Consider the following 24,249-nt stretch of genomic DNA (forward strand, 5'->3'; position numbering starts at 1 on the left):
CTTCATGGCCACCCCCTCGGCCTGGGCGCAAAGCGCCAACTGGCCCACCAGGCCCGTCAAAATCGTCGTGCCCTTCGCGCCCGGCGGCACCACCGACATCCTGGCCCGCGCCATGGCACCTGAACTCTCAAAAGCCTTCGGCCAGCCCTTTGTCGTCGAGAACCGCGCCGGCGCCGGCGGCAACATAGGCGCCGACATCGTCGCCAAGTCCACACCCGACGGCTACACGCTCCTCATGGGCACCGTAGGCACGCACGGCATCAACAAATCGCTGTACAGCAAGATGGCCTACGACCCGCAAAAAGACTTTGCGCCCATAACCCTCGTCGCCGGCGTGCCCAACGTCATGGTCGTCAACACCGAAAAAGCCAAAGCCGCCGGCATCAACAATGTCTTGGACTTCATACGCGCAGCCAAAGCCAAACCCGGCACCTTCAACATGGCCTCCAGCGGCAACGGCACCTCCATCCATCTGGCCGGTGAGCTCTTCAAAACCATGAGCGGCACCTACATGACCCACTTCCCCTACAGCGGCTCAGGCCCCGCGCTACTTGCTTTAGTGGGCGGCGACATGGACGTCATGTTCGACAACCTGCCCTCCTCCATGGCCCTCATCAAGTCCGGAAAATTGAAAGCATTAGCCGTCACCAGCTCGGAACGCTCAGCCGCCCTGCCCGACATCCCCACCATAGAACAAGCCGGCGGCCCCGCCCTGAAAGGCTACGACGCCAGCTCCTGGTTCGGCCTGCTCGCCCCCGCAGGCACACCGCCCGACATCGTCAACCGCATTCAGCAGGAAGCATCCAAGGCGCTGGGCACGCCGGCGATGAAAGAAAAACTCCTCGCGCAGGGCGCGATTCCCTCGGGTAATACGCCGGCGCAGTTCACGGCTTTTATCAATGCTGAGCACAAGAAGTGGGCGCAGGTGGTGAAGGCTTCTGGGGCGAAGGTGGATTGAGGGTTGAGGCCTCTGCAGCGCCTACCTCCACAGCGCTGCGACCCTGTGGCGTTGATTTTTTCTGGGCGAGCATTGCCTTGGACTGGCGAATTGACAATGATTTGACAGGCCTTCGATCGTCAATCACATCGAGCATCTTGAAGTTATCGCCCGCGGAGTACATCTCCTGTCAACTGCAGTAGGTTGCGTCGGCGAGCGGCCTGAACGTGGCGCTCTAGGCGAATGAGGTGGACAAAAAAGTTTTCTCCATCCAAAACGAAGGCGTCGACACACGAAGAAATGACTGTCGCAACATCTGTTTTTTTTGTATTTTCGTCAATCGCCTGCATCACTTTTACGATCCCCTCGAGACCCAATAAGATCTGTGCGGCCGAAGCGCGAAAAGCCACAGTGGAAAGCGCGATTGCCGGTCCCAGGTGTGCCGCATCGCTGTCGCTAATAAAGGTTTTTCCATCCATCAGGTACTGGCGAGTTGTCACAAATCCGTCCAGGCCTGCCTCGAATACGGCCGAGGTCATAGAGGATTTGTCAAAGCCTTTCCCGTCGTCCACGACTTTCTGCAGTGCCTCTTTGATCTTTGCTCTTATCTCATCCCGTTTTCCGACGTTCTCCGTATGTTGGGTATTAAACGCCTCGCGTCCCCGCATCAAGGATTCGGTGAGTTTCTTTTCGCGTTCTTCGATAGTGTTATAGAGCTGTACAGCATGGAGGTGCCGTACAACCAGCCCCTTCCAATGCATCACATAGGCTTGGAGCTGGCCCAGCATGATCTGTCGTTTGAGCGCAGCCTGAACTGCCTCCTTCACATAGATCGCTGCGATGGCTCCTACCCCACCGATCACAAGAGGCCAAAAAACTGAGTTTTCTTCTGCAGCCATCAATGCTCCTCCTCGTGGTTTTGGCGCGTGCTGCTCCGACAGACTGGCTCAGGTGATGAGAAATCGCGTGACCGTCTGTATTTATGGAGACTGCTAGCCGCGCTTCTAACCAGGGCTTTCAGTTCGCGTGCTAAACGGCGCTATTACGTGACGTCGACCAGCAGCAGCACCGCGGCGATCAGTTCCTACGATTTTGAAATGCCGATGAGTTGCGTTTAGAAATTGACTGTATTCGCTTCTCGCCTGCTTCGGAATTTTCTGATAAACGAGATTAATTGGCAGCTCAATCTCATCAAATGCCGGCTCCTCATTGATCAGAGGTATGCGTTTCCACCCATCGTCAATGTCACTAGACAACAGCAACGATGACTCCAAATGAGCCGCGGTTAGCTCCCAAAGGGTGCTCTTGTATCCGGTCCCCGATCTCCAAACCAAATAGCGATTGTCTGGATGATTTTCGCGCCTCAGATCATTTTCAATCCATTTAGTTAAAAAGTCTTGAGTCTTCGTAGGTATGAGGAGATCTGCACCTGGTTGCTGGGACCCCACCTTGTTTGCTGCAGCAAAATTGAGCGCACGAACAAGAATTGAAGACACGAGTTCGCTGGCGCTGATTGAGTCTCCGTTTTGAGCGCCATAAAGCGCAAGATAGCTCATTACCGCAACAGCAGCACTAGATTCAGCACCTGCCTCGATCTCATCCCGTAGAAGGCGCTGATACTTCGGCGCCCACTCTGTCGGGACTTTATTTTCAGCGAAAGCTAACAGCAAAATAGCCAACGTCGAGGCTGGTAATGCAGAGCCAGGATCACTCTCAATCCGCATCCAGAGTCGCTCCATAAACTCTGAAGATCTGGAAAATATAGCGAGGTAATTTAGACCAACAAGGCCAGTTTGCTCGGTAAGTGTTGCATACCATTTATCGAGAAAACTTTTGTCCGGTGCAAGTCCTATGAAGTTGCTGATCTCTTGGTTCAGAAATCGCGAGTAGGAGGTGTGCGTTGATGTATTGCTGACAAGGATCATTCGCTCTGCGACCAGAAACTCTTGGAACGATCGATGCGAAAAGTACAGAACCCCGGCTTCCTTTTCGTCCGTCAGCGTAGAGACGATGTATTCATTTTGCTTTGCTTCGATGTCTGTAGCCCCACCGTCGGGCAGTGCTTCTAAAAGTTCTGGTGGCACATCATCTCGGTAAAAGCTGCCTTGACTCACTCCGGCCCGTGCCCACGCCCACCAAGCAAGGTCGCGCTGGAACGTTAGCCTGTTTTCAAGAGGAATCTCTCTACGTGCTCGCTTATGGATTTGATCGCGCTTAACCATTTCCTTGACGAAATGAGAGTACAACGTGTATTCATCAAATCCATTGAAGTCAAAGACCGGATCGGCTGCAGCTTCGGCAATGAGCACCACATGCACGGGGCGTTTGAGTAAGTCATGCGGTACATGATTCATCACATCGTCCGTCCGAGAACTAACGGATGGTGTCAATTGGTCATGTCCAAGCGCTACTATCAGTACCTGCTGTAGAAGACTAACGGCTTCCTCTTTGGTAAAGAACGACAATCGCCACTCGAGCCAAGGTTTGTAGTGTGGTGACTGGATCGTTGTGCTACCAATCCGTTTGCGCCCCTTGAAGACCAGCTCACGCTCCTCCGATGGAAGTGCACTTGGTCGCCCCAGCAACATTACCTTCGCGCGTCCAGTCAAGAGACGGTTGAACTCCCTGAAGTTGGCTTCAAAGTCATGCGCACTCATCGCATGTTTCATCTCGTCGAACCCGTCGAGAATAATAAGGAGTCTTCCGAGTTGGTTTAGGTGCATTAAGGTATCGAAATGGTATTTCGAGACGTTGTGCTTTGCGGTGAACTCCTTGCCGAAAAGCCCCTCTAATTGGGTTTCATGAACAACCTCGCCCAACCGAATTAGTATTGGTATTCGATTGGTTGGATCAGCTAGGTACTTGTCGGCTGCGTAAGCTGCCACTTGTTCAGCGAGACTGGTTTTTCCTTGCCCGTACCCGCCGAGGACCGCGAGTCCTGGGTTATCGGGAGCGGCGATCCATTTCTCAATGGCTTCAAACGCGGGCTCGCTGTGTTCCTCAAATCGTGCTTGAATGTATCGACTAGAACTCGATTTCTTCGCTTCACGCAGCTTCTCGACGACTCCTCGAATTCCAAATAGCTGTTCAGCAAGCACTTCAAAAGTCAAATGTGCGTATGCAGGGAGAGCGCCCAAATATCCTTCAGCTGGTGCACTAATGGCTTTGCGACTAACTATGAGAACCTTATCGACGGATTTGGTCTGAACCATTGGTTCATATTTAGAGAAAATTTCTTGAAAATCTGCCTTTGTTAGTGCGCCCTCATAGTTCTTGCACTCCACGGCGCACTTCAGCGACTTTCCCCAAGTATGTTCGGTGAAGGTGATATCCACCTTCGTCCCGTCGATCAGTTGCTCGGTCTTAACATCTGGGAATTGGGTGCGGAGCAGAGCCGCCACGGCATCACGAAACTTGTCACCAATTTCTAGTGTGGTTGCCATCTTTGCGTAAGTCCTGTGGTGCGGTCAAAGGATTCGATATTTGGACTGTCGATTCTTGAAAGCTGGTTCCGTACCTTCCAGAATCTGCACAACTTTCGCCTTCATCTCAGGGTTCTCGATCGCCCCGGCCTCATATTCGAAGCGGCTTCCTGCCTTATTACAGGACGCATAGATGATTTGCTCGGCGTCGCAGACCACAGCCAAATTGGGGTTATGGGTAACCATGATGACCTGGCGGCGCTCTTTAGCGCGCTTGATGCAGCGGACAAGGACCTTATAAATCGTCTGATTGTCTAGATTTTCTTCGGGCTGATCGATAACGATTGGGATGTCATCTTCATCCACGAGCAGATAGAAAACGAGCAGGAGCAGACCTCGCTCGCCAGGCGAGAGCTGCCCGATCTCTTGACCGTCATAAGTCAGTGAGTATTGCGGGGACAAGTAGTCGAAAGCAAAAAGGTAGTCAAGAAGATCTTGCTCCGACGCGCCTCTCGCGAGCTGATCGCTCAGTTTGATCTCACGCCCGACTTGCCCTTCTCGTCGGTCGAACCGCAACATGTCGTCAATCCGGTCAGCGAAAGCAATCGCCTCATCCGCCGTCGAAAAGCCTGCTTCCTGGAGCATAGTCTTGAGGAGTAGAGAGCTTTCATCGACGCCCATGAACGAACCTCGAACACGCTGATTCAAGCGACTCATGAGTTGTTGGGCGAACCCCGACTCCTCTACGCGAACTTGGAAGTCCAACGGCAAATTCATCTCCTTCTGCTCGTCCGAGTTCACAAAATTCTGAACAGGCAAATAAAGGCGCCGATACTCCTCGACCATCGCTTGGATACGCGCGTGAACGGCGCGCGACAGCCCGGATCGCCGTGCTCGCAGGCTTACGAGCTTTTCGGGGAGCTCGGCGAGGGCTTCGATCTCGGCTTGTAGTTGAGTGATTGATCCCACTTTTGCACCGTCGCCGACAATGGTTGCTTTGGCCGTTTCCCAGGACGCTAACTCCTCCTTGTAGCGCACGTAGAGGCGCTGAGGTTCGTCTAATTGGCTTTTGGCAGCAGCGACAGCTGCTGCCGCGGCCAATTTTCTGTGCGATAGGCTTCCTTCGGCCTCATCGAGAAGCGCGTTATCGATTACGGCTACTTCCTTAGCTGAGGCGGACACAATAGCGTCCACCGGAGCAGAATTGACCCGCAGGTCCACGAGGGCGGCGACCTCGATTTTTTCGTCAAGTTGCGAGAGTAGTTCTTGGAGATCGGCGACGAATGCATGGTGGTGTCGCTTGTGATTTTCGAGCGCTTGTGAGATGCGCTGCGCGACAGCCTGTTTCTTTGCGAGAATAGATTTCCGATCCACCAGCAACGCTTCCTCGCTCACCAGTTGCCGCACTAACGCTTCTGACGCTTCCATGCGCTCAGCCGCTTGTTTCGATGCAACCTGCGCCAACTCGGATGCATTGGGATCTACCATCTCCGTCGGCTTTGCACTATCTAGGGCCGCAAGTTCTGCTTTTTTCGCAGCTAATTGGGCTTGGAGCCCTCGCAGAAACTCCTCCGTCGACCTGCGCTCCGCCTCTAGAATTTCGGCGTTGACTTTGCTGATGTCGTCTCTGAGAGCTTTCCTAGCGCGCTCGATCTCGGCCACTTTGAATTCGAGCAACTCATCCATGGACGCTTTGCCAAGCCTATCTGCGTCGGGCACGTGTGAGTAAATTATCTTGCGCAGTTCGGCGTCAAAGGTGGCCGAGCCTCCGTCGCCGAGCTCGTTGCATAGGTCTTCGAGGTAGCTCTGCGGCAAATATTTGACGCGCTCGACGTCGACAGGATTTGGATCCTCGTCAAGTCCGCGGTTGCTCGACGGGCCATCACGCCATCGCAGTTCGCCAACGAAATGTTGAGCGAATTTCGTCTTGGGGTTTCGAAAGCGATTGGTCTTTAAAAATGAGAATTTCTGATGATGCCTTGTGTTGCCGACTAGCGCAATGATGTCCGAAAGGGCACTCTTTCCGCTTCCCTTGTTGCCGATGATTGCGACCAGATCCTGATTCAATGGGAGATCGACATCAAACCAGTCCTGAGGCAACGGTGACCCCGGTTTCTTTGACACCTTTATGGAGTCGATGAACTTTGTCTTATTCTGTTCAACTATCTTTCGTTTGGGCGGATTGTCACCTACGAAAACACGATCGTCGAACTCGTGGATAGCTTGAAGCAGGCCTTCAAACGTCGTGTCGGCCTTGATCCATGTGAAGCAATTGCCAATACGATCCTTGTTTGCCGAACTGCTCAGCGCATGGGCATCCGAGCAATCCAACATTCGATCATTCACCATGGCCGCTTTTAAGACCGCTCTGGCGGTCGCATACCGCTGTGGATTCTCTGCGGCGATGAACACCAGATTAGCTTCGTTTATCACAGTTTTTTTGTCTGCAATCGTATGGTCGTTCCATTTCAGGTTGTCCCACTCGCTCTTGCCGATCGCAATTAGGCTTTTACCTTGGAAATAAGGCGTATTCAACGCGCGCTTGACTTCTTCGACACTGATGTTGAGATTGTTGAATCCGACGCGCAGCGGTGATGGAGCGTTCGCGCGCAGTGCCGCCGGCATCGACGCGATTACTCGATTGCCAAGCTCAGTCAGGTTGTCGCGCGTGATTACTCCGCCCCATTGGCCATAGGCTGCCGATCCAGGAACAAGCGTGTAATGCCGGTGAATTGATGCAAGAAACTGCGCGCGAATCACATCTGGATCTATCTCATCGAAGACGACATGAAGATTGATCTTGCTCCAGGCGGATGGCAAATAGCCGTCTGGGCCTTGCTCGAGCAGGCCGCCGAATTTGTCTAGACGCAGTTCGATGACCGGTAGAACAAGATCAATGTTGGCTAGTCGCCCCTTTTTTCGCTCGCTGAGAATGCGCGCATAGCCATCGACAAAAACATAGTCATTGATCCCAATAACTTTAAATTCCGGCGGTAGCGCTTCCAGGTCAGTTAAAAAGGCACTCCAAGCCTCTTCTTTGGTGCCTGGATAGTTATTCGTCTGCGACTCTGGCGTGTGGACGTGCAAGTCCCACTTTGCCCAGGCAGATCCTGGCAGTTTTATTGTCATTTGCTCCCCTCCCTTTTCCCACCCTCTGGTCGATCTATCTTGCGCTAAAGCAAAAGCAAAAGCCAGCGTAAAAGATTCACTGAATCGAGCCGCGCGATTACCGCAGTCTTTACTTCGGAGAAAGCCGATTTTAGAACTAAATACTGTATATTTATACAGTGATTTTCGACGTCTACATCCTCGGTGCCAAGGGCAGTGACCCAGTGGAAGCGCTGCGCTCGGGTCCCAGGCGCGGTGAGCTGATCATCCGAAGGCGGTGGCCGGATGGCCCACGCACAGACTTGCAAGCCCTCCTACTGGAGCCAGGCACTCGCAACGAGTTACTGCCGGCGCTTTTGAACCCAACCGTCATTGCAATGAACAGCTTGGGGATGACCGTCGAGGGCACCACGGCGCACCAGTTCCGCAACACGGCCAAGGCCAGGTTCGAATATTCCAAAGAGCGATGGCTGTGCAAGCCGCCGGGCGCCAAAGCCGTGCTGGACACCGAGAAGCTAATGAGGCAAAGCGCTGAACGACTCAAGCGCGCGTTGGACAACCCATTTGATCCAGCGCATGACGATATAGACGATCACACTGGCGATCAGCCTTCGATGTGAGCTAGGCTACTCGCGTACTCTTTTCCTCGGATACCTGTCAGACATTCACTGGGGTGAGCTCTATCTGAAGTAGCAGCTGTGCAGTTTCATGGGATCACTTTCGCCGCGACTAATCGCTCAACGACAGCTCTATAAAAATCATCAGCCATGGCGGGCGTTTGCTCCATCCCCAAAAGAGCACCAGCCTTGAAATCGGCCGACCACACGGGCGTACTCAGCTTGGGGTCAATCAGCCGGACGTCGAATGTGATGGACGTTTGGCAAATGATGGATGCTTTTCCACATTCAACAAAGTAGCGCTTCGGCGTAATGATCAGGCTGGTACTTGTTGGTTGGGCTGGCGCTTCGATGGCCACGCTGAGCCTGCGCCTTTCCAGCCGTGGTTTCAAGTCTGTGGCCAGCCCCTTCCGAACATGCGAGAGCATCACCGGAACATCTCTCTGGGCTTGTGCTTCCTGCTTGGACCAATCCACTTCAAAGCCCTTCTTCACGAGCGTCTCATATGTGCCCTTGAGGGCGGGATTTTCAACAAAGACGATGCTCACAGAAGACACCGGCGTGGAAGGATCGGGGCCCCTTTTTTCATTGCTGACGAATGTCGAGCAGCCCACCAGCATGACGAGGCCAAGAAGAGTGGCAATATTGCGCCAGCAATGTATGCAACGAGAAAAAGCAGGTTGAGGATTCACAGTAGCTCCAACAATAAAAAAGAACACGACGACCAACGCGGAGCCATAGATGACAAGCGATCCCGTGCCACAAGGCGTCAGCGGACGGACTGTAAAGAGATGACGAGGAACGCGCCAATAGTGTTTTGACATCTGCGCATACGCATCTCTCATGGTGCTAATGAACACAGATCAAAGTGCGACTGCTTGCAGATAAACTCCCCCACACAAAAGGGAGGATCGCTTCATGAACACCAAAGCAGCACGTCAACGTGCAGGCTATTTCTCGGCTACCTGCGTGCTGGCCGTTTTGCTTCAGGCAAGCAGCGTGTCAGCGCTTGCGCAAGCAAGCACAACACCCAACACCCAACTCACCTCACGCCTGGACCAGGTCACCAAAATGCTCGCAGGCGCCGCATCGCGCGATGCCAATGCGGTGTGGGATGCAAAGACGGAGATTGAAGAGCTGCCCTACCCCGCACGCGGAGACCGCAAGCTTGCGCGGCGGCTGAACACCACGGCGCTGGAGAAATTCAAGGCCGACCAGATTCCCGATTCGATGGCTGACTTTGAAAAGGCGCGGCGGGCCGACCCTTCCGATCAGGAGATTGCCAACAACTACGGTTATGTGCTGTACCGGGTGGGCAAGCTGCCTGAGGCGGAAGCGCAGTTGCGCTACACGCTGGCGCTGGCGCCGGCACGGGCGGCCGCCTGGGCCAACCTGGCGGAAGTGTTTGGGGCGCAGGGGCAGGTGCAGCGGGCGGCGGATGCGTTTGTGGTGTCGCATCGCTTTTCGCGCAACCCGGATACGACGCGGCAATACATTGAGAAGTTTGCCGCGTCGACGACGGACCCGGCGGGTTTGAAGCAGGGCGCTGCGCAGGCGCTTTCGCGCTTGTTCCCGACTGTGGGGGCGAATGGCACGGCGGCTACCGCTGCGGTGCAACCGCTGGCAGGCACGACGACTGAACGCAGCGCGGCTGCGCAGGCAGAGATGGCTGCGGCGGCGGGCGCCGCAAGCAGCACTGCGGCGGCTGCCGGCAAGGCAGTGCCTGTGGCGCTGGCGGATCCGTTTGCGCGGCTGCTGTCGCAGCTGCCGAATCCTGAAGTGGTGCCGCTGTTTGCGGCAGCATCCCAGGGCTCAGCCACCGCGCGTGAGGAGTTGCTGCGCCTGGCCCATGGCGGCAATGCGCGCGCCCAGCATGCGGTGGCGACGATCTACAACAACGGTCGGGGTGTGGAGGTGAACCACGAGCTGGCCAATACCTGGTACCGCAAGTCTGCCGAGGCGGGCTTTGTGCTGGCCCAGGCCGGGCTGGCGTGGAACCAGCAGAATGGCATTGGCATGGCGGCCGACCTGTCGCTGGCGTTTGACAACTACCGGCGCGCGGCCGAGCAGGGGCACCCGTATGCGATGAACAACCTGGCCATGATGTACTACCGGGGCATGGGCACGCGGCCTGATGTGAAGGCCTCGTATGACTGGTTTGTGCGTGCAGCGGAGGCGGGCCTGGCGCGCGGCGCGCATAACGCGGCCTGGTACCTTGAGTACGGCGTCGGCCAGCCGGCGGATTTACGCAAGGCTTTTGCCTATTACCTGTCTGCCGCCACGGCCGGTTTTGCGCAGTCGCAGTACAAGGTGGGCCATGCTTATGAGTACGGCTGGGGCGGCAGCCAGGACAGGGCGGCGGCGATCGAGTGGTACAAAAAGGCGGCGCTGCAAGGGCTGGAGCCGGCCAAGGATGCCTTGAAGCGGCTGGGTGTGACTGATATTTAAAGTGCCTGCCGCCCATGAAAAAAGCCCTGTCACCAGGGCTTTTTTTATTCCTACCTATATATAGAGAGAGTCAGGCCGCCCCAGCGGCCGGGGCGCCTACACCCCCCAAACCACCTCATGCCCCGCCTTGAGATTGCGCTGCAGCATGTCGATAAAGGGCACGGCGCGCTGGCGCAGGCCCAGGCCGTCGCCGGGGACGACGCCGTCTTCGGCATTGGCGTCGTGGGCTTCCTCGTGGGCGATGGCTTCTTTCAGGGCGGCGATGGCGGCGGGCATCTGCTCGGGCAGGATGATGCCTTTGGGGGCGGGGTCTTTGCCGATGATCTCGAGGACCTTGCGGCCGTTGGCTTCGAGCATGATCACATCGCCGGCGTCTTTGGATTTGAATTTGTAAAGCATGGATGGCTCCTCAAGTTGTGCGGACAGACCATTATGGAAAGGTTTGAGCGACTTTTGTGTAGGCAAGTTTCACCATTTTGGCCCCTGAGGGGTTTGCGCGGGCCTGGGGCGGGCGGGTGGCGCGGCTCAAGCAAAATAGCGGCCTATGTTCAATATCGCCACTGTCCCCAAGTCGGCCCGCCAGGCGCTCAGCCAGGACGGCCTGAGCCTGCTGAACCCGGCCGAGCTGACGGCCACGCTGGAGCTGGGTAATGCCTGGGTGCCGGCCTGGAATGCCCTGGTGCCCTCCTGGGACCGGCTGCCGCCGGATGCCCACCTGAAGGACGGCGGGCATTACCGCAAGCGCCGGCACTCGTGTTTTGTGCAGGAGATGGCCTCGGGCACGCTGGTGCAAACGCCGCACCGCGCGCACTGGCAGCCGACGGACTACAACGCGCTGCACGGTGGTTTTGAGCGCTGGTTCGAGCCGGTGGAGCCGGCCGTGGCCACCGCCACGGCCTGGACGGACTTGATCGCCGCCCTGGGCAGGCTGTTTGCCCAGGTGCAGCCGGCCGAGCGCTGGCATATCGAGGCGCACCAGTTCCGCATCGACACGGCGGGCGGCGTGGGCCGGCCCACACCCGAGGGCGCGCACCGCGACGGTGTGGACTTTGTGGTGGTGATGATGGTGGGGCGCCACGGCGTGAAGGGCGGCGAGACCCGGGTGTTTGACGCCAACGGCCCGCACGGCGTGCGTTTTGTGATGCGCGAGCCGCTGACGGCGCTGCTGCTGGACGACGCGCGGGTGATCCACGAGACCACGCCGATACTGCCGGCGGACGACCAGTCCGGCGCGGGATTCCGGGACACGCTGGTGCTCACTTACAGGGCGGCAGGCTTCCAATCCCCCTGACACCCAGGGCGGCCCCGGCTGGATTGAAAAATTCAGCAAACTAACGCGGCGGGGGTATTCACCAGTGGGGGGCCGCGGGACTGGCTTTGCCAGACCGCAGGCGCCGCCCCCTTGAGGGGGAGCAGGCTACACGAAGTGAGCCTGTACAGGGGTGGGCTTGTTTCTCGGCAAACATCTGCTTTCCACCTCGCGGTAAACCCTGCTTGACGGATTTACTTTAAACCTAAACAATTAAGGCAAGATTAATCCAGAGAGTACGCTTTCATGCACATTCTTTGCCTGGGCGGTGGTCCCGCAGGTTTGTATTTCGCCCTGCTGATGAAGCTGCAGAACCCGGCCCACCAGGTGACGGTGGTGGAGCGCAACCGGCCTTTCGATACCTTTGGCTGGGGCGTGGTGCTGTCGGACCAGACCCTGGGCAACCTGCGCGCGGCCGACCCGGTGAGCGCTCAACTGATAGGCGATGCCTTCAACCACTGGGATGACGTGGAGGTGTTCTTCAAGGGGCGCTCGGTGCGCTCGGGCGGCCACGGTTTTTGCGGGATTGGGCGCAAGCGCCTGCTCAATATCCTGCAGGAGCGCTGCATGGCGCTGGGCGTGGCGCTGGTGTTTGAAACCGACGTGCAGGACGACCAGGCGATTGCGGCGCAGTACGGCGCCGACCTGGTGGTCGCCAGCGACGGCCTGAACAGCCGCATACGCAACCGCTACGCGGAGACCTTCAAGCCCGACGTGGAGCTGCGTGCCTGTCGTTTTGTGTGGCTGGGCACACGCAAGACGTTTGACGCCTTTACCTTCGCGTTTGAGCGGACCGAGCACGGCTGGTTTGCCGCGCACGCCTACAAGTTTGACGAAAACACCTCGACCTTTATCGTCGAGACGCCCGAGGCGGTGTGGAAGGCCCACGGCCTGGACCAGATGAGCCAGGAGGACGGCATCGCCTTCTGCGAGCGCCTGTTCGCCAAATACCTGGACGGCAACGCGCTGATGAACAACGCCACGCATGTGCGCGGCTCGGCGATCTGGATACGTTTCCCGCGCGTGGTGTGCGAGCGCTGGGTGCATGAGGCTTCCATCGAAGGAAAAAAAGTGCCTATCGTGCTGATGGGCGATGCGGCGCATACCGCGCATTTTTCGATAGGCAGCGGCACCAAGCTGGCGCTGGAAGACGCGATTGAACTGAGCCACTGCTTTGCCCAGCACGGCGATGCCACGGCGGCGCTGCAGGCTTACGAGGCGCTGCGCTCCGTCGAGGTGCTGAAGATACAGAACGCGGCGCGCAATTCGACCGAATGGTTCGAGAACGTGGACCGCTACAGCGGCATGGAGGCCGAGCAGTTCTTTTATTCGCTGCTCACACGCTCGCAGCGCATCAGCCATGAAAACCTGCGGGTGCGCGATGCCGCCTGGCTCCAAGGTTACGAACAGTGGCTGGCGAAGAGCAACGCCGCGCATGCGCCGCCGCCCATGCTGCTGCCCTTGAAGGTGCGCGAGCTCAGTCTGAAAAACCGCATTGTCGTGTCGCCCATGGCCACCTACAGCGCGGTAGATGGCATGCCGCAAGACTTCCACCTGGTGCACCTGGGCGCGCGCGCCCTGGGCGGCGCCGGCTTGGTGTTTGTGGAAATGACCTCGCCCTGCCCCGAAGGCCGCATCACGCCGGGCTGCCCGGGTTTGTGGAACGAGGCGCAGGCCAAGGGCTTCAAGCGCATTGCGGACTTTGTGCATGCATCCGGCGCGGGCGCCAAGATAGGCATGCAGCTGGGCCACAGCGGGCCCAAGGGCTCGACGCAAGTGGGCTGGGAAGCGCCCGACGAGCCATTGCCAACTGGCAACTGGCCGCTGCTGGCGGCCAGCGCCGTGGCCTACGGCCCGACCAACCAGGTGCCCCAGGCCATGACGCGCGCCGACATGGACCGCGTGAAGGCCGAATTTGTGCAGTCCACGCGCTACGCGGCCGAGGCCGGCTTTGACTGGCTGGAGCTGCATTGCGCGCACGGCTATCTGCTGTCGAGCTTTATCACGCCGCTGACCAACCAGCGCACAGACGAGTACGGCGGCAGCCTGGAAAACCGCTGCCGCTTCCCGCTGGAAGTGTTTACCGCCATGCGCGCGGTGTGGCCTGCCCACCTGCCCATGAGCGTGCGCATTTCGGCGCATGACTGGGCGCCGGGCGGCAACACGGCGGACGACGCGGTGGCGATTGCGCGGCTATTCAAGGCCGCGGGCTGCGATTTCATCGACGTGTCTTCAGGCCAAACCACGCGCGCGGCCAAACCGGTGTACGGCCGCATGTACCAGACGCCGTTTGCCGACCGCATACGCAACGAGGTGGGCATACAGACCATCGCCGTGGGCGCGATCTCGGAAGTCGACCACGTCAACAGCATCATCGCGGCGGGCCGCGCCGACCTGTGCGCGATTGCCCGCCCGCACCTGGCCGACCCGGCCTGGACGCTGCACGAAGCCGCCAAGCTGCAAAGCCGCCATGTGAACTGGCCCCAGCCCTACCTCAGCGGGCGCGACCAGCTGTACCGTGAAATCGCCAAGCAGCAGGCACTCGCTGCACAGCCCGCGACCGGCAAATAAGCATCGATAAAAAAACAAAAGCAAAAGCCAATACATCAAGGAGACCCGCATGGACATGGAAGCACGAGGCCACAGCGAACACCCGGAGGCATTGCGCCTGTGGCTGCGCATGCTGACCTGCACACAGCTGGTGGAAAAGCAGGTGCGCACCCAGCTGCGCGAGCAGTTCGACACCACGCTGCCGCGCTTTGACCTGATGGCGCAGCTCGAGCGCAGCCCCGAGGGCCTGAAGATGAACGAGCTGTCGCGCCGCATGATGGTGACGGGCGGCAACGTCACCGGCATCACCGACCAGCTGGTGGCCGAAGGCCTGGTCGAACGCGTAGACGTGGAGGGCGACCGGCGCGCCTACCGCGTGCGCCTGACGTCGCGCGGGCGCAAGCTCTTTGACGAAATGGCGGCCGAGCACGAAGCCTGGATCGTCGCGGCCTTTGAGGCCTTGTCACCGCGCGAAGTCGAATCGCTGCACAAGCTGCTGGGCAAGGTCAAGCAGCACCACAACCAACTCGCTGACGCAAAACTGGAAACCCCATGAAACACTACATAGGCCTGGCCAACCCCATGCACGCGCATTTCGATGCGATGGCCCACTACCAGGCGGAGCATTTCGCGTATTCGTTCGAGGACGGCGTCGCGACGCTGACCTTGAACCGCCCCGAGCGCAAAAACCCGCTGACCTTTGACTCTTACGCGGAGCTGCGCGATCTGTTCCGCACGCTGAACAGCGCAACCGACGTGAAGACGGTGGTGATCACCGGCGCGGGCGGCAATTTTTGTTCGGGCGGCGACGTGCACGAGATCATCGGGCCGCTGACCAAGATGAGCATGCCCGAGCTGCTGGAGTTCACCCGCATGACGGGCGACCTGATCAAGGCCATGCGCCTGTGCCCGCAGCCCATCATCGCGGCGATTGACGGCATCTGCGCCGGCGCGGGCGCCATGATGGCGCTGGCGGCCGACATGCGCCTGGGCACGGCCCAGGCCAAGACGGCGTTTTTGTTCACGCGCGTGGGCCTGGCGGGCGCCGACATGGGCGCCTGCGCGCTGCTGCCGCGCCTGATAGGCCAGGGCCGCGCGTCGGAGCTGCTGTTCACCGGTCGCGCCATGAACGCGCAGGAAGGCCTGGCCTGGGGCTTCTTCAACGCGCTGCATGAGCCGCAGGAGCTGCTGGCGCAGGCGCAAAAGCTGGCGCGCGAACTGGCCGAGGGCCCGACCTTCGCGCACGGCATGACCAAGACCATGCTGCACCAGGAATGGGCCATGACGCTGGACCAGGCCATCGAAGCCGAGGCGCAGGCGCAGGCGATCTGCATGCAGACCAAGGACTTCACGCGCGCCTACAAGGCGTTTGCGGCCAAACAGAAACCGGTGTTCCAGGGCGACTGAGCCACGCGGCCCGGCAAGACAACAAGGCAAGGACATTCACGCATGAAATCGAGCACCGCCCACCTGGCTTTGCCTTTTTTTGACGAGGTTCACCGCGAGCTGGGCCGGCGCCTGGCCGACTGGGCGCCCCAGCAGCAGGTCGACGAGAGCGACGACCGCAAGGCCTGCAAGGAATGGGTGGCGCTGCTGGGCGAACAGGGCTGGCTGCGCTATTGCGTGCCGGCGGGCAAGGACGGCGCCCTGGGCGGCGCGCTGGAAAAACTGGACTCGCGCGCGCTGGTGATCCTGCGCGAGACCCTGGCCTTTCATTCGCCCCTGGCCGATTTTGCGTTTGCGATGCAGGGCCTGGGCAGCGGCGCCATCACGCTGGCGGGCACGCCGGCGCAGCAGGCGGCCTACCTGCCGCTGGTGGCCAGCGGCAAGAAGATCGCGGCCTTTGCCTTGAGCGAACCCGATGCGGGCTCGGACGCCGGCGCCATGGCGACCTCGGCCACTGACACGGGCGAGGGCTGGACGCTGAACGGCAGCAAGACCTGGATCAGCAACGGCGGTATCGCGGATTTTTACGTGACCTTTGCCAAGACCGACCTGCAGGCCGGCACGCGCGGCATCACGGCCTTCATCGTTGATGCCAACAGCAAGGGCCTGGACAGCAGCGAGCACATCGCGGTGATGGCGCCGCACCCGTTGGCCACGCTGAAGTTCGCGCACTGCAAGCTGTCGCGCGATGCGCAGCTGGGCGTGCTGCACGGTGGCTTCAAGCTGGCGATGCAGACGCTGGATATCTTCCGCGCATCCGTCGCGGCCGCCGCGCTGGGCATGGCGCGCCGCGCGCTGGCCGAGGCGGTGCGCTTTTCCAAAGAACGAAAAATGTTCGGCCAGACCCTGGCCGACTTCCAGCTGACGCAGGCCAAGCTCGGCGAAATGGCGGCCCTGGTGGACGCGGCCGCGCTGCTGACCTACCGCGCCGCCTGGATGCGCGACGAGAGCGAACGCCTGGGCAGCGGCGCGCGCATCACCGCCGAGGCGGCCATGGCCAAGATGACGGCCACCGAGAACGCGCAGAAGGTGATCGACATGGCGCTGCAAATGCACGGCGGCCTGGGCGTGAAGGTGGGCACCAAGGTGGAAAGCCTTTACCGCGACATACGCTCGCTGCGCATTTACGAAGGCGCGACCGAAGTGCAGCAACTCATTATTGGAAAGGCCCAATTGCAATCATGAGCACCTCCGTTTCCGACCCTGTCAAAAGCGTTTCCGCAGTGGACTCCGCGCCATCCGCGCCTTCTGCGCAGGTGGACCGTTTTGTGCACGAGCGCCTGCCCGCGCCCGAGCAGTTGCCGCGCATGGAATATGCGCTGCCCGAGCTGCGCATTCCGGCGCTGGCCAACCTGGTACAGGCCTTGTTTGACAAGGCGATTCGCGAGGGGCGCGGCGACAAGCCTATGCTGCGCTCGGACAAGATCACGCTGACATATGCCGAAGCCCTGGAGCGCGTGAACCGCATCGCGCAGGTGCTGACCGAGGACTTCGGCCTCAAGCCCGGCAACCGCGTGCTGCTGCGCGGCGGCAATTCCATCGGCATGGCGCTGGCCTGGCTGGGTGTGGTGCAGGCCGGGCTGGTAGCGGTGGCGACCATGCCGCTGCTGCGCGCCAAGGAACTCGGCGAGATCATCGAAAAAGCCAGGCCCGCGCTGGCCTTATGCGATGCAACGCTGCTTGATGAACTGCAGGCGGCGCAGGCGCCCAGCGCCGCGCTGCCGACCATCGTGCCCTTTAACCTGATGGGTGCACCGGGTTCGCTGGCCGTGCTGTCGGCGCAAAAGGATGGCAACTTCAAGCCCTGCCCGGTGTCGGCCGACGATATCGCGCTGATGGCTTTTACCTCGGGCACCACGGGCAAGCCCAAGGCTGCGGTGCACACCCACCGCGACGTGCTGGCCGCCTGCGAGGCCTGGCCGCGCCATGTGCTCAAGGCCAGGCCGGACGACATCGTGGTCGGCTCGCCGCCGCTGGCCTTTACCTTCGGGCTGGGCGGCATGCTGATTTTTCCGATGTGGGCCGGCGCCTCGGTGTATTACCCCTCCATCGGCTATACGCCGGAGGCCATGGTCAAGCTGATCAAACAGGTGGGCGCCACCATTTGCTACACCGCGCCCACGTTTTACCGGCAGATGGCCGCCTTTGCCAAACAGCACGGCGTGCCCGGCCTGCGCCTGTGCGTGAGCGCCGGCGAAAGCCTGCCCGACGCCACGCGCCAGCTGTGGAAGGATGCCACCGGCATCGAAATGATTGACGGCATAGGCGCGACCGAGATGTTTCACATCTTTATCTCGGCGGCCGGCGCCGACGTGCGCCGCGGCGCCATCGGCAAGGTGGTGCCCGGCTATACCGCCAAGGTGGTGGACGACACGGGCGCCGAAGTGCCGCGCGGCACGATAGGCAAGCTGGCGGTGGTGGGGCCCACGGGCTGCCGCTACCTCGAGGACGAACGCCAGGGCAACTATGTGAAGAACGGCTGGAACTACCCGGGCGATGCTTTCATGCAGGACGCCGACGGCTACTTTTTTTACCAGGCGCGCGCCGACGACATGATCATCACCGCCGGCTACAACGTGGCCGGCCCGGAGGTGGAAGATGCGCTGCTCAAGCACCCGGCCGTGGCCGAGTGCGGCGTGGTGGGCCTGCCCGACGAGGAACGCGGCATGGTGGTGAAGGCCTTTATCGTGCTCAAGCCCGGCGAGGCCGGCGGCGACGCCACAGCCAAGGCCTTGCAGGACCATGTCAAGGCGACACTCGCGCCCTTTAAATACCCGCGCCAGGTCGAGTTTGTCGACAAGCTGCCGCGCACCGAGACCGGCAAGCTGCAACGCTTCAAGCTGCGCCAGCCATGAAGTTCAGCGTTCCCAAGCGCGTGCGCTTTCACCACTGCGACCCGGCCGGCATTGTTTTTTACCCGCAGTTTTTTTACCTGCTGCACGAGGTGCAGGAAGACTTCCTGGAACACATAGGCTTTCCCGAGCACCAGCTGATTGCCAGCGGCGTCGGCGTGCCCATCGTGGACCTGAAGACCGAGTTCCTCGGCATGTGCCGCAACGGCGACGCGCTCACCATGACGCTGGAGCTCACGCGCATAGGCGGCTCCAGCATCGGCATGCAGTACGAGATCCACGGCGAAGCCGGCGACACCAGGCTCAAAGCCCACGGCGTGATCGTTTATTCCGAAGTTCCCAACGGCAAACCCATGCGCATTCCCGATGCACTGCGCGAGGCTTTGTTGCCCTATTTAAAAACACCCCCTGGAGCCCAGCCCCATGATCAAAAAACTGCAACCCCCTGACTGGGCCGAACCGAAGGGCTATGCCAACGGCATGCTCGCGCGCGGCGCGCTGCTCTTTGTGGGCGGCCAGATCGGCTGGAACGCGAAGCAGGAGTTTGAGAGCGACGACTTCGTCGCGCAGACCAAGCAGGCGCTGCAGAACATCGCGGCGGTGCTGAAAGCCGGCGGCGCCGGGCCCGAGCACATGGTGCGCATGACCTGGTATGTCGTCGACAAGGTGGAATATGTCGCCAGGCTCAAGGAGCTAGGCGCAGCCTACCGCGAGGTCATGGGCAGGAACTTCCCGGCCATGACTTGCGTCGAGGTGGCCGGCCTGGTGGAGGACCGGGCACAGGTGGAGATTGAGGTCACGGCGGTGGTGCCGGACTGAAGAAAAGAGCACGTGCCTGTCGTTGCCAGGGTGGCGTCTGATAGCCCTGCAGGGACGGAAGCTGATGCTAGCGCGCGACCAGCTTTGCGAGCTGCGCGGCGTTGTCGGCGCAGATCTGGCGAAATTCCGGGCTGATGCGCTGGTCAGCCGCAGCCAGCGCCCAGAACGCGAGGGCCGCGCGCGCCGCGTCTTGCCAGGCCGCCGCTTCGACCGGCAGCGGCAACCGCGGAGTGTAGCTGCGGGGTGGCAGCTCGACGCCTCGCACCGGCGCATAGAGCATCGGCAACATGTCGTAAATAGGCGCCAGCCGCAACACATTGCTGTCCCCGGTTTTCCCCGGAAGGAAAGACAGGTTGCCGTCGTGCATATCGGTGTTGCCGATCAGTTGCCCGAACAGCCAGACGCGCAGAATGTGATCGACCTCCTCTTCTGCCAGCCAGCCCTTTTGCACCAGAGGCCACACGGCCTCCGCCCACGGACGCCCGACGACACCGACAACGGCGTTGTTCACGGCAGACCAGGACACCATCGGCGACCGACCCAATGCGCCGTGGCGATCAAACCTGTCAACCTCAAGGAACACCCGATCGCCATATTCGAAGATCCTCGAGCTCGCCGTGGCGATGCCGGCCTTCTCTTGGAGCACCCGCCCGGCCAAGTGCTCACACACCAGTAAATCCGCCCAGCGACGAGTGCCCGGTGAAGTATCCGACCCCGAGAACTTGACCAGCACATGCTGTTGCGCGCCGCCATCCGTCTGCCTCAAGGCCGTGAATTTGGGGAATTCGCCGCCGGCCGAGGAGCCGGCCACACCTTGCTCCAGCGCCCGGGCCGCTAGCCTCGGGTATGCCTCGGCAAGCTGTGATGTCGCCCAGCCCGCCGGCGAAGCACCGGAGGTGGTCCGCTGCACATGGTCAAGCCATAAACGGCATGCGGTCGCGCCCACCAGTAGATCGCCCGGGGTATCACTTCCCAACACCGAGAGGGCATACAACACATCGTCGTCGGACCAGGTCGCAGGATCCTCATTCAACTGAAGTACGGCGGCGTGATGCCGTGCGAAGTTGCGACCTAGAAAGCCCTGCGGCCTCATGTCCTGCATAGGATATGGCAAGCCCTCAAACCAGCCCTCCAGCATCGCCCCTTCGAGAGGCCACCGGCTCTCGCCCCTAAGGTCGATAGCGGTCCCGTCGGGATAGACCAGATCCAGCCGACCAATCTCATGAGGAGCGCCTTCACGATCGATCCGAAAAAGCGGCAGCGGCTCCATCGACCCGCGCAGTGCTCGCCTGGCCGCATAGCGAGTGCGGCGCGCGCGTCCGCGCACAATAATTTCACCCCCTGCCGCGCGAATGGCCCGGCTCAGGGTCGGCCGGCTCGCCCCCATCAGGTCGGCAAGCCGACTGGCTGCCAATGGGCCGTTAGCGCGAAGCAATGCGACAGGATCAATCGGCATGATGAAACAATTTTCGAACTAATTTTTTGATTCTTCGATAGGGAGATTTCTTAAATTATCTCCCCGCATGAAACAATTCATGAAACGATTTTATCCTGCCTTTCATTGAGAATACAAGCAATCACGTTGGATAGGCCGTTCCTCTTGCTCTTGACATCGGGACGTACGAGTTCAGCCGCCACGATGCATGGCATCATGCTCAAGTGAAGCAAGAGTAAAAACGCGCCCAATAGTGGGACCTCCGCAATCCCGACCAGTGCCGGAGGCAATTGAGCAAAATGCCGACCTGCGCACGCTTGACCTGCTTCTTGAAGGTGACGGAATTCAACAACTGGGAAGCTGCAGTATCGGGCCATTTATGACGCAAAGATGTATACTTTAGTGTGCAATTCACAAGGCAAGGTTCTGCCTTCTGCCGTGCTTCCCTTCGCAATCCAAAGCGACATTGGCGCCCTTCGCAATGATTCATCTCGCGGACCAATTTGTGGCCATGCACAAACTGCTCGCGGAGTCGCGCGTACGGGCCACCTGCAAGCGCTACCAGAGAGGCGTCTACCTGGTGTTGCTCGGGCTTGCGGGCCCGCTTGTGATCGCTGTCACGCCCGATAGCCAGCATATTTTCTGGTCGGCGATTCTGCTTGTGGTCGCCGCGGCCTCTTGCATTGAATCTGGTTTGGAAGAGTTTCCCTACGGGCCGGTGCTTGCCATCCTGCCTTTGCTGATCGCGGCAACTGTTGCGTGGTCAAGTGCGACCCCATGGCTGCTGGTTCTTATAGTGGTCGCGATGGCGAGTTACTGGAGGATTCGCGTAAAACACCGAAAAACGATGAGGCCATTGGGGATCGCCGCGCCAGAAGCACAACACGTCGCCAGGCAAGATGAACGCCGTGCAATGCAATTGCTCGCTGCGGCCAGCCACGACCTGCGCCAGCCTGTGCAGGCGCTGGTGGCGCAGGTCAACCTGATGGGGGGCAACCCGGCCTACATCAATCCGCAGCGCTTCAAGGACGTTCAGACCAGCGTGAACACCCTTGCGGAGATGCTCAACGACCTGCTCGACGTCAATCGGATCAACCTGGGCCTTTATGAGGCAAGGCCGCAACCAGTCAATGTCCGGCTCCTGCTGCAGGAGGTCGAGCAGGTTTTCGCGGCCAATGCGAGCACCAAGGGACTTCGCCTGCTGGTTGAATGCACCGAAGACGTGTGGATCAAAAGCGATCTGAAGCTATTGCGCCGGATTGTTTTCAACCTGGTGGTGAACGCGATCAGATACACCGATGTCGGCGGCATCCAGCTAAGTTGCCTGGTTGTCGAGGGCCGGGCACTGCTTCAGGCAGAGGACACGGGGAAAGGCATGAACGTGGAAGACTTTCCAGGGAAAAGCACCACGTTCGAGCGGCGACCGACGGCCAGCCACCAAGGCCTTGGCTTGGGGCTTGCAATCGTCAGCACCATGGCGCTTCAGCTGGGGCATACGCTGCGCGTGGTGTCTGAACTTGGCGAAGGCACGCAAATCGAAGTCGACCTCGGCGAACGTATCTCCGCCCCTTCGGCGGCAGAGCAGGCGGGCAACGCGGCGCCCTCTGTACTCGCCGGCACACTCATTGCAATCGTGGAAGATGACGCGGCCGTCCGCCAGTCATTGGCGAATACCCTGGAGAGCTGGGGATGCCGCACGGTTTCAGCCGATAGCGGGCAGGGGCTTCAGGCGCAATTGCGCCACCTCGGCGCGCCACCCGCGCTGGTGATCACGGACTTCAACTTGCGGGCCAAGGAAACGGGCCTGGATGTCATCCGCGCATTGCGCAAGACCAGCCACGGGGCCAGGATCCCCGCGATCCTCCTGACTGGCGACCTGGTTGCCGATGTGCAGGAAGGCGCGACGCTCGCCGACGTCCGCGTGTTATACAAGCCGGTACGGCCTTCGGATTTGCGCAAGATTGTCAACGAACTGGTCTTCGCGAACCAGCGACAAGCATAGACACCACGTGAGCGAAACCATGAAATGGACAGTGTCAGTGCACCATCAAGCTCGAGTCGCTATCGTGCGTATAGCCCCAGAGCTGCGCACTCGATGGAAGGTGACCTGCCAGAATGTCCATGATGCGCTCGGCACCGGCACGTTTACAGGCTACGGCGCTCACCCCGGCGATCCACGCCTTCTCAAGAATCGCGGGCGACTCTTGCGGAACCAGAAGGACCACGGGCAACGTCGACGCCGGCTCCCCCGATTCGCGGATCGCCCGGGCCAGCTCCAGCCCATCCATACCCGGCATGTTCAGGTCGGTCAGCACCGCATCGAAGGACTGGTGGCGCAGCAACTCCAAAGCCTCTGCCGCATTACCGGCAAGATCAACAACGTGACCACCGGCGCTGAACTCGTCGGCCATCACCAGCCGGTTGATTCGGCGGTCATCGACCAGCAACAGCCGCAAAGACTTTTTGCAGCCCGTGAAGCTGCGCACAGGAATCCGCAGCCTCAGCACCACCGCATCCCCCCTTCGCGCGTATTCGCCCAAGCTCAGCTCCGCGCCCATCGACAGCGCAAGCGCCCTGGCGCACTCCAGCTCGCGCTCCGCGCAAGCCGACAGCGAAAGTTCGCAGCCAATTTCAAAGCACAGGTCGCTCCTGCCTGGCTGGGGCGAATCCAGATAAACGTCGATGCCGACAGGATCGCTCCAGTCGGACTGCCTTGACCGGACAAGATGCATGAGAACCTGTTCAACAATCACCTCGCTACCCGGGAGCTGGATCAGCTGGGATTCACGCGAATCCCGCGCGAATCCGGCGGAAAGCTCAAGCTGAATGGCGGTTGACCTGGAAAGCCTCTCGAAGAGCGAACGCAGCGTGGAGGGCGGACGATTTGGGGGAAGGCTGCGCTCAGCGGTTTCATGGGTGCCTACAAGCAGCGCGTCCAGCGAATTCAGTAACCTGCCTGCTTCGCCTCGCAACGAGAGCAATTGCATATGCTCCTGTACGCCGCAGGTGGACTTCCGGGCCAGCAGTCGAACGGCCGAAGCCATGACCGAGGCGGTGCTGATGCGGCCGCCCAGTTCCCGAAGAAGGCGAGTGCATGCCTGTGCCAGTTCCGAAGCCGCATTGAGCTCCAACGCCGCGTTGGTATCGACTGGCAGCACGCGTGCGTACTCGGATGAAGCACCCATGATTCGTTCTTTTCGCATTGGTATTCTGGGTCGGCGAAGCCTGTCGCTTAAAAATGGACTGTCAAAAAGTCTTTCGCCAATCTCCCGTCAAATTTACGCCCCAAGGGCCGGCAGGTCCAAT

General features: G+C 59.9%; 19 protein-coding genes. 12 read left to right on the top strand and 7 right to left on the bottom strand.

Translation table 11 applies throughout. The features are described 5' to 3' along the window. Positions 1-4: 4 nt before the first annotated feature. Positions 5-958, top strand: a complete 954-nt coding sequence (locus ACEN8I_RS16035) for a Bug family tripartite tricarboxylate transporter substrate binding protein (RefSeq protein ID WP_413329538.1) — start codon at positions 5-7, stop codon at positions 956-958. A gap of 143 nt (positions 959-1,101) precedes the next feature. Here ACEN8I_RS16035 and ACEN8I_RS16040 read toward each other — a convergent pair whose 3' ends face one another. The 3 genes from ACEN8I_RS16040 to ACEN8I_RS16050 all read right to left on the bottom strand — a co-directional run bounded on the left by ACEN8I_RS16040 (position 1,102) and on the right by ACEN8I_RS16050 (position 7,488). Then, positions 1,102-1,836, bottom strand: coding sequence for a hypothetical protein (locus tag ACEN8I_RS16040; protein WP_413329504.1), 735 nt, complete (start codon positions 1,834-1,836; stop codon positions 1,102-1,104). 105 nt (positions 1,837-1,941) lie between these two features. Continuing rightward, complete coding sequence (locus tag ACEN8I_RS16045) at positions 1,942-4,380, bottom strand: NACHT domain-containing protein (protein ID WP_413329505.1); 2,439 nt, start codon at positions 4,378-4,380, stop codon at positions 1,942-1,944. A 24-nt stretch (positions 4,381-4,404) separates the two neighbouring features. Further along, positions 4,405-7,488, bottom strand: coding sequence for a TrlF family AAA-like ATPase (locus ACEN8I_RS16050; RefSeq protein ID WP_413329506.1), 3,084 nt, complete (start codon positions 7,486-7,488; stop codon positions 4,405-4,407). Positions 7,489-7,769: 281 nt separating this feature from the next. On the opposite strand from ACEN8I_RS16050, the gene ACEN8I_RS16055 reads away from it, so the two are divergent. Beyond that, on the top strand, positions 7,770-8,087 hold the full coding sequence (locus ACEN8I_RS16055; RefSeq protein ID WP_413329507.1) for a hypothetical protein: 318 nt from the start codon (positions 7,770-7,772) through the stop codon (positions 8,085-8,087). An 86-nt stretch (positions 8,088-8,173) separates the two neighbouring features. On the opposite strand, the gene ACEN8I_RS16060 is transcribed toward ACEN8I_RS16055, so the two are convergent. Then, a complete protein-coding gene (locus tag ACEN8I_RS16060) occupies positions 8,174-8,908 on the bottom strand; it encodes a hypothetical protein (protein ID WP_413329508.1) in 735 nt (244 codons plus the stop codon). A 94-nt stretch (positions 8,909-9,002) separates the two neighbouring features. Here ACEN8I_RS16060 and ACEN8I_RS16065 point away from each other — a divergent pair, with 94 nt between their 5' ends. Beyond that, positions 9,003-10,532, top strand: coding sequence for a hypothetical protein (locus ACEN8I_RS16065; protein ID WP_413329510.1), 1,530 nt, complete (start codon positions 9,003-9,005; stop codon positions 10,530-10,532). 96 nt (positions 10,533-10,628) lie between these two features. Here ACEN8I_RS16065 and ACEN8I_RS16070 read toward each other — a convergent pair whose 3' ends face one another. Further along, the gene (locus ACEN8I_RS16070; RefSeq protein ID WP_074579319.1) at positions 10,629-10,931 is read right to left on the bottom strand and encodes a DUF1840 domain-containing protein; all 303 of its coding nucleotides are present in this window, start codon (positions 10,929-10,931) and stop codon (positions 10,629-10,631) included. 145 nt (positions 10,932-11,076) lie between these two features. Between ACEN8I_RS16070 and ACEN8I_RS16075 the strand changes: the two genes are divergently transcribed. The 8 genes from ACEN8I_RS16075 (at position 11,077) to ACEN8I_RS16110 (ending at position 19,508) form a co-directional block, all read left to right on the top strand. Then, positions 11,077-11,823: a 2OG-Fe dioxygenase family protein gene (locus ACEN8I_RS16075; RefSeq protein WP_413329511.1), complete on the top strand. Its 747-nt coding sequence runs from the start codon at positions 11,077-11,079 to the stop codon at positions 11,821-11,823. 264 nt (positions 11,824-12,087) lie between these two features. Next, on the top strand, positions 12,088-14,412 hold the full coding sequence (locus ACEN8I_RS16080; protein ID WP_413329512.1) for a bifunctional salicylyl-CoA 5-hydroxylase/oxidoreductase: 2,325 nt from the start codon (positions 12,088-12,090) through the stop codon (positions 14,410-14,412). A gap of 49 nt (positions 14,413-14,461) precedes the next feature. Further along, a complete protein-coding gene (locus ACEN8I_RS16085; protein WP_413329513.1) occupies positions 14,462-14,947 on the top strand; it encodes a MarR family winged helix-turn-helix transcriptional regulator in 486 nt (161 codons plus the stop codon). Next, positions 14,944-15,798: an enoyl-CoA hydratase family protein gene (locus ACEN8I_RS16090; protein WP_413329514.1), complete on the top strand. Its 855-nt coding sequence runs from the start codon at positions 14,944-14,946 to the stop codon at positions 15,796-15,798. The genes ACEN8I_RS16085 and ACEN8I_RS16090 overlap by 4 nt, the downstream gene beginning before the upstream one ends. A 42-nt stretch (positions 15,799-15,840) precedes the next feature. After that, positions 15,841-17,022 (top strand): acyl-CoA dehydrogenase family protein, encoded by a 1,182-nt coding sequence (locus ACEN8I_RS16095; RefSeq protein WP_413329515.1) that lies wholly within the window; start codon positions 15,841-15,843, stop codon positions 17,020-17,022. Next, positions 17,019-18,692 (top strand): benzoate-CoA ligase family protein, encoded by a 1,674-nt coding sequence (locus ACEN8I_RS16100; RefSeq protein ID WP_413329516.1) that lies wholly within the window; start codon positions 17,019-17,021, stop codon positions 18,690-18,692. The genes ACEN8I_RS16095 and ACEN8I_RS16100 overlap by 4 nt, the downstream gene beginning before the upstream one ends. After that, positions 18,689-19,138: an acyl-CoA thioesterase gene (locus ACEN8I_RS16105; protein WP_413329517.1), complete on the top strand. Its 450-nt coding sequence runs from the start codon at positions 18,689-18,691 to the stop codon at positions 19,136-19,138. Before ACEN8I_RS16100 ends, ACEN8I_RS16105 begins: the two co-directional genes overlap by 4 nt. Then, entirely contained in the window at positions 19,113-19,508 is a 396-nt protein-coding gene (locus ACEN8I_RS16110) for a RidA family protein (protein WP_413329518.1), read from the top strand. The genes ACEN8I_RS16105 and ACEN8I_RS16110 overlap by 26 nt, the downstream gene beginning before the upstream one ends. 67 nt (positions 19,509-19,575) lie before the next feature. Here the strand turns inward: ACEN8I_RS16110 and yjjJ are convergent, their stop codons facing one another. After that, positions 19,576-20,964 (bottom strand): type II toxin-antitoxin system HipA family toxin YjjJ, encoded by a 1,389-nt coding sequence (yjjJ, locus tag ACEN8I_RS16115; protein ID WP_413329519.1) that lies wholly within the window; start codon positions 20,962-20,964, stop codon positions 19,576-19,578. A 490-nt stretch (positions 20,965-21,454) separates the two neighbouring features. On the opposite strand from yjjJ, the gene ACEN8I_RS16120 reads away from it, so the two are divergent. Continuing rightward, positions 21,455-22,945, top strand: coding sequence for a hybrid sensor histidine kinase/response regulator (locus ACEN8I_RS16120; protein ID WP_413329520.1), 1,491 nt, complete (start codon positions 21,455-21,457; stop codon positions 22,943-22,945). A 34-nt stretch (positions 22,946-22,979) separates the two neighbouring features. Here the strand turns inward: ACEN8I_RS16120 and ACEN8I_RS16125 are convergent, their stop codons facing one another. After that, a complete protein-coding gene (locus ACEN8I_RS16125; RefSeq protein ID WP_413329521.1) occupies positions 22,980-24,128 on the bottom strand; it encodes a response regulator in 1,149 nt (382 codons plus the stop codon). Positions 24,129-24,249 lie beyond the last annotated feature (121 nt).

Source organism: Polaromonas sp. CT11-55, assembly GCF_047303325.1.
Lineage (GTDB): Bacteria > Pseudomonadota > Gammaproteobacteria > Burkholderiales > Burkholderiaceae_C > Polaromonas.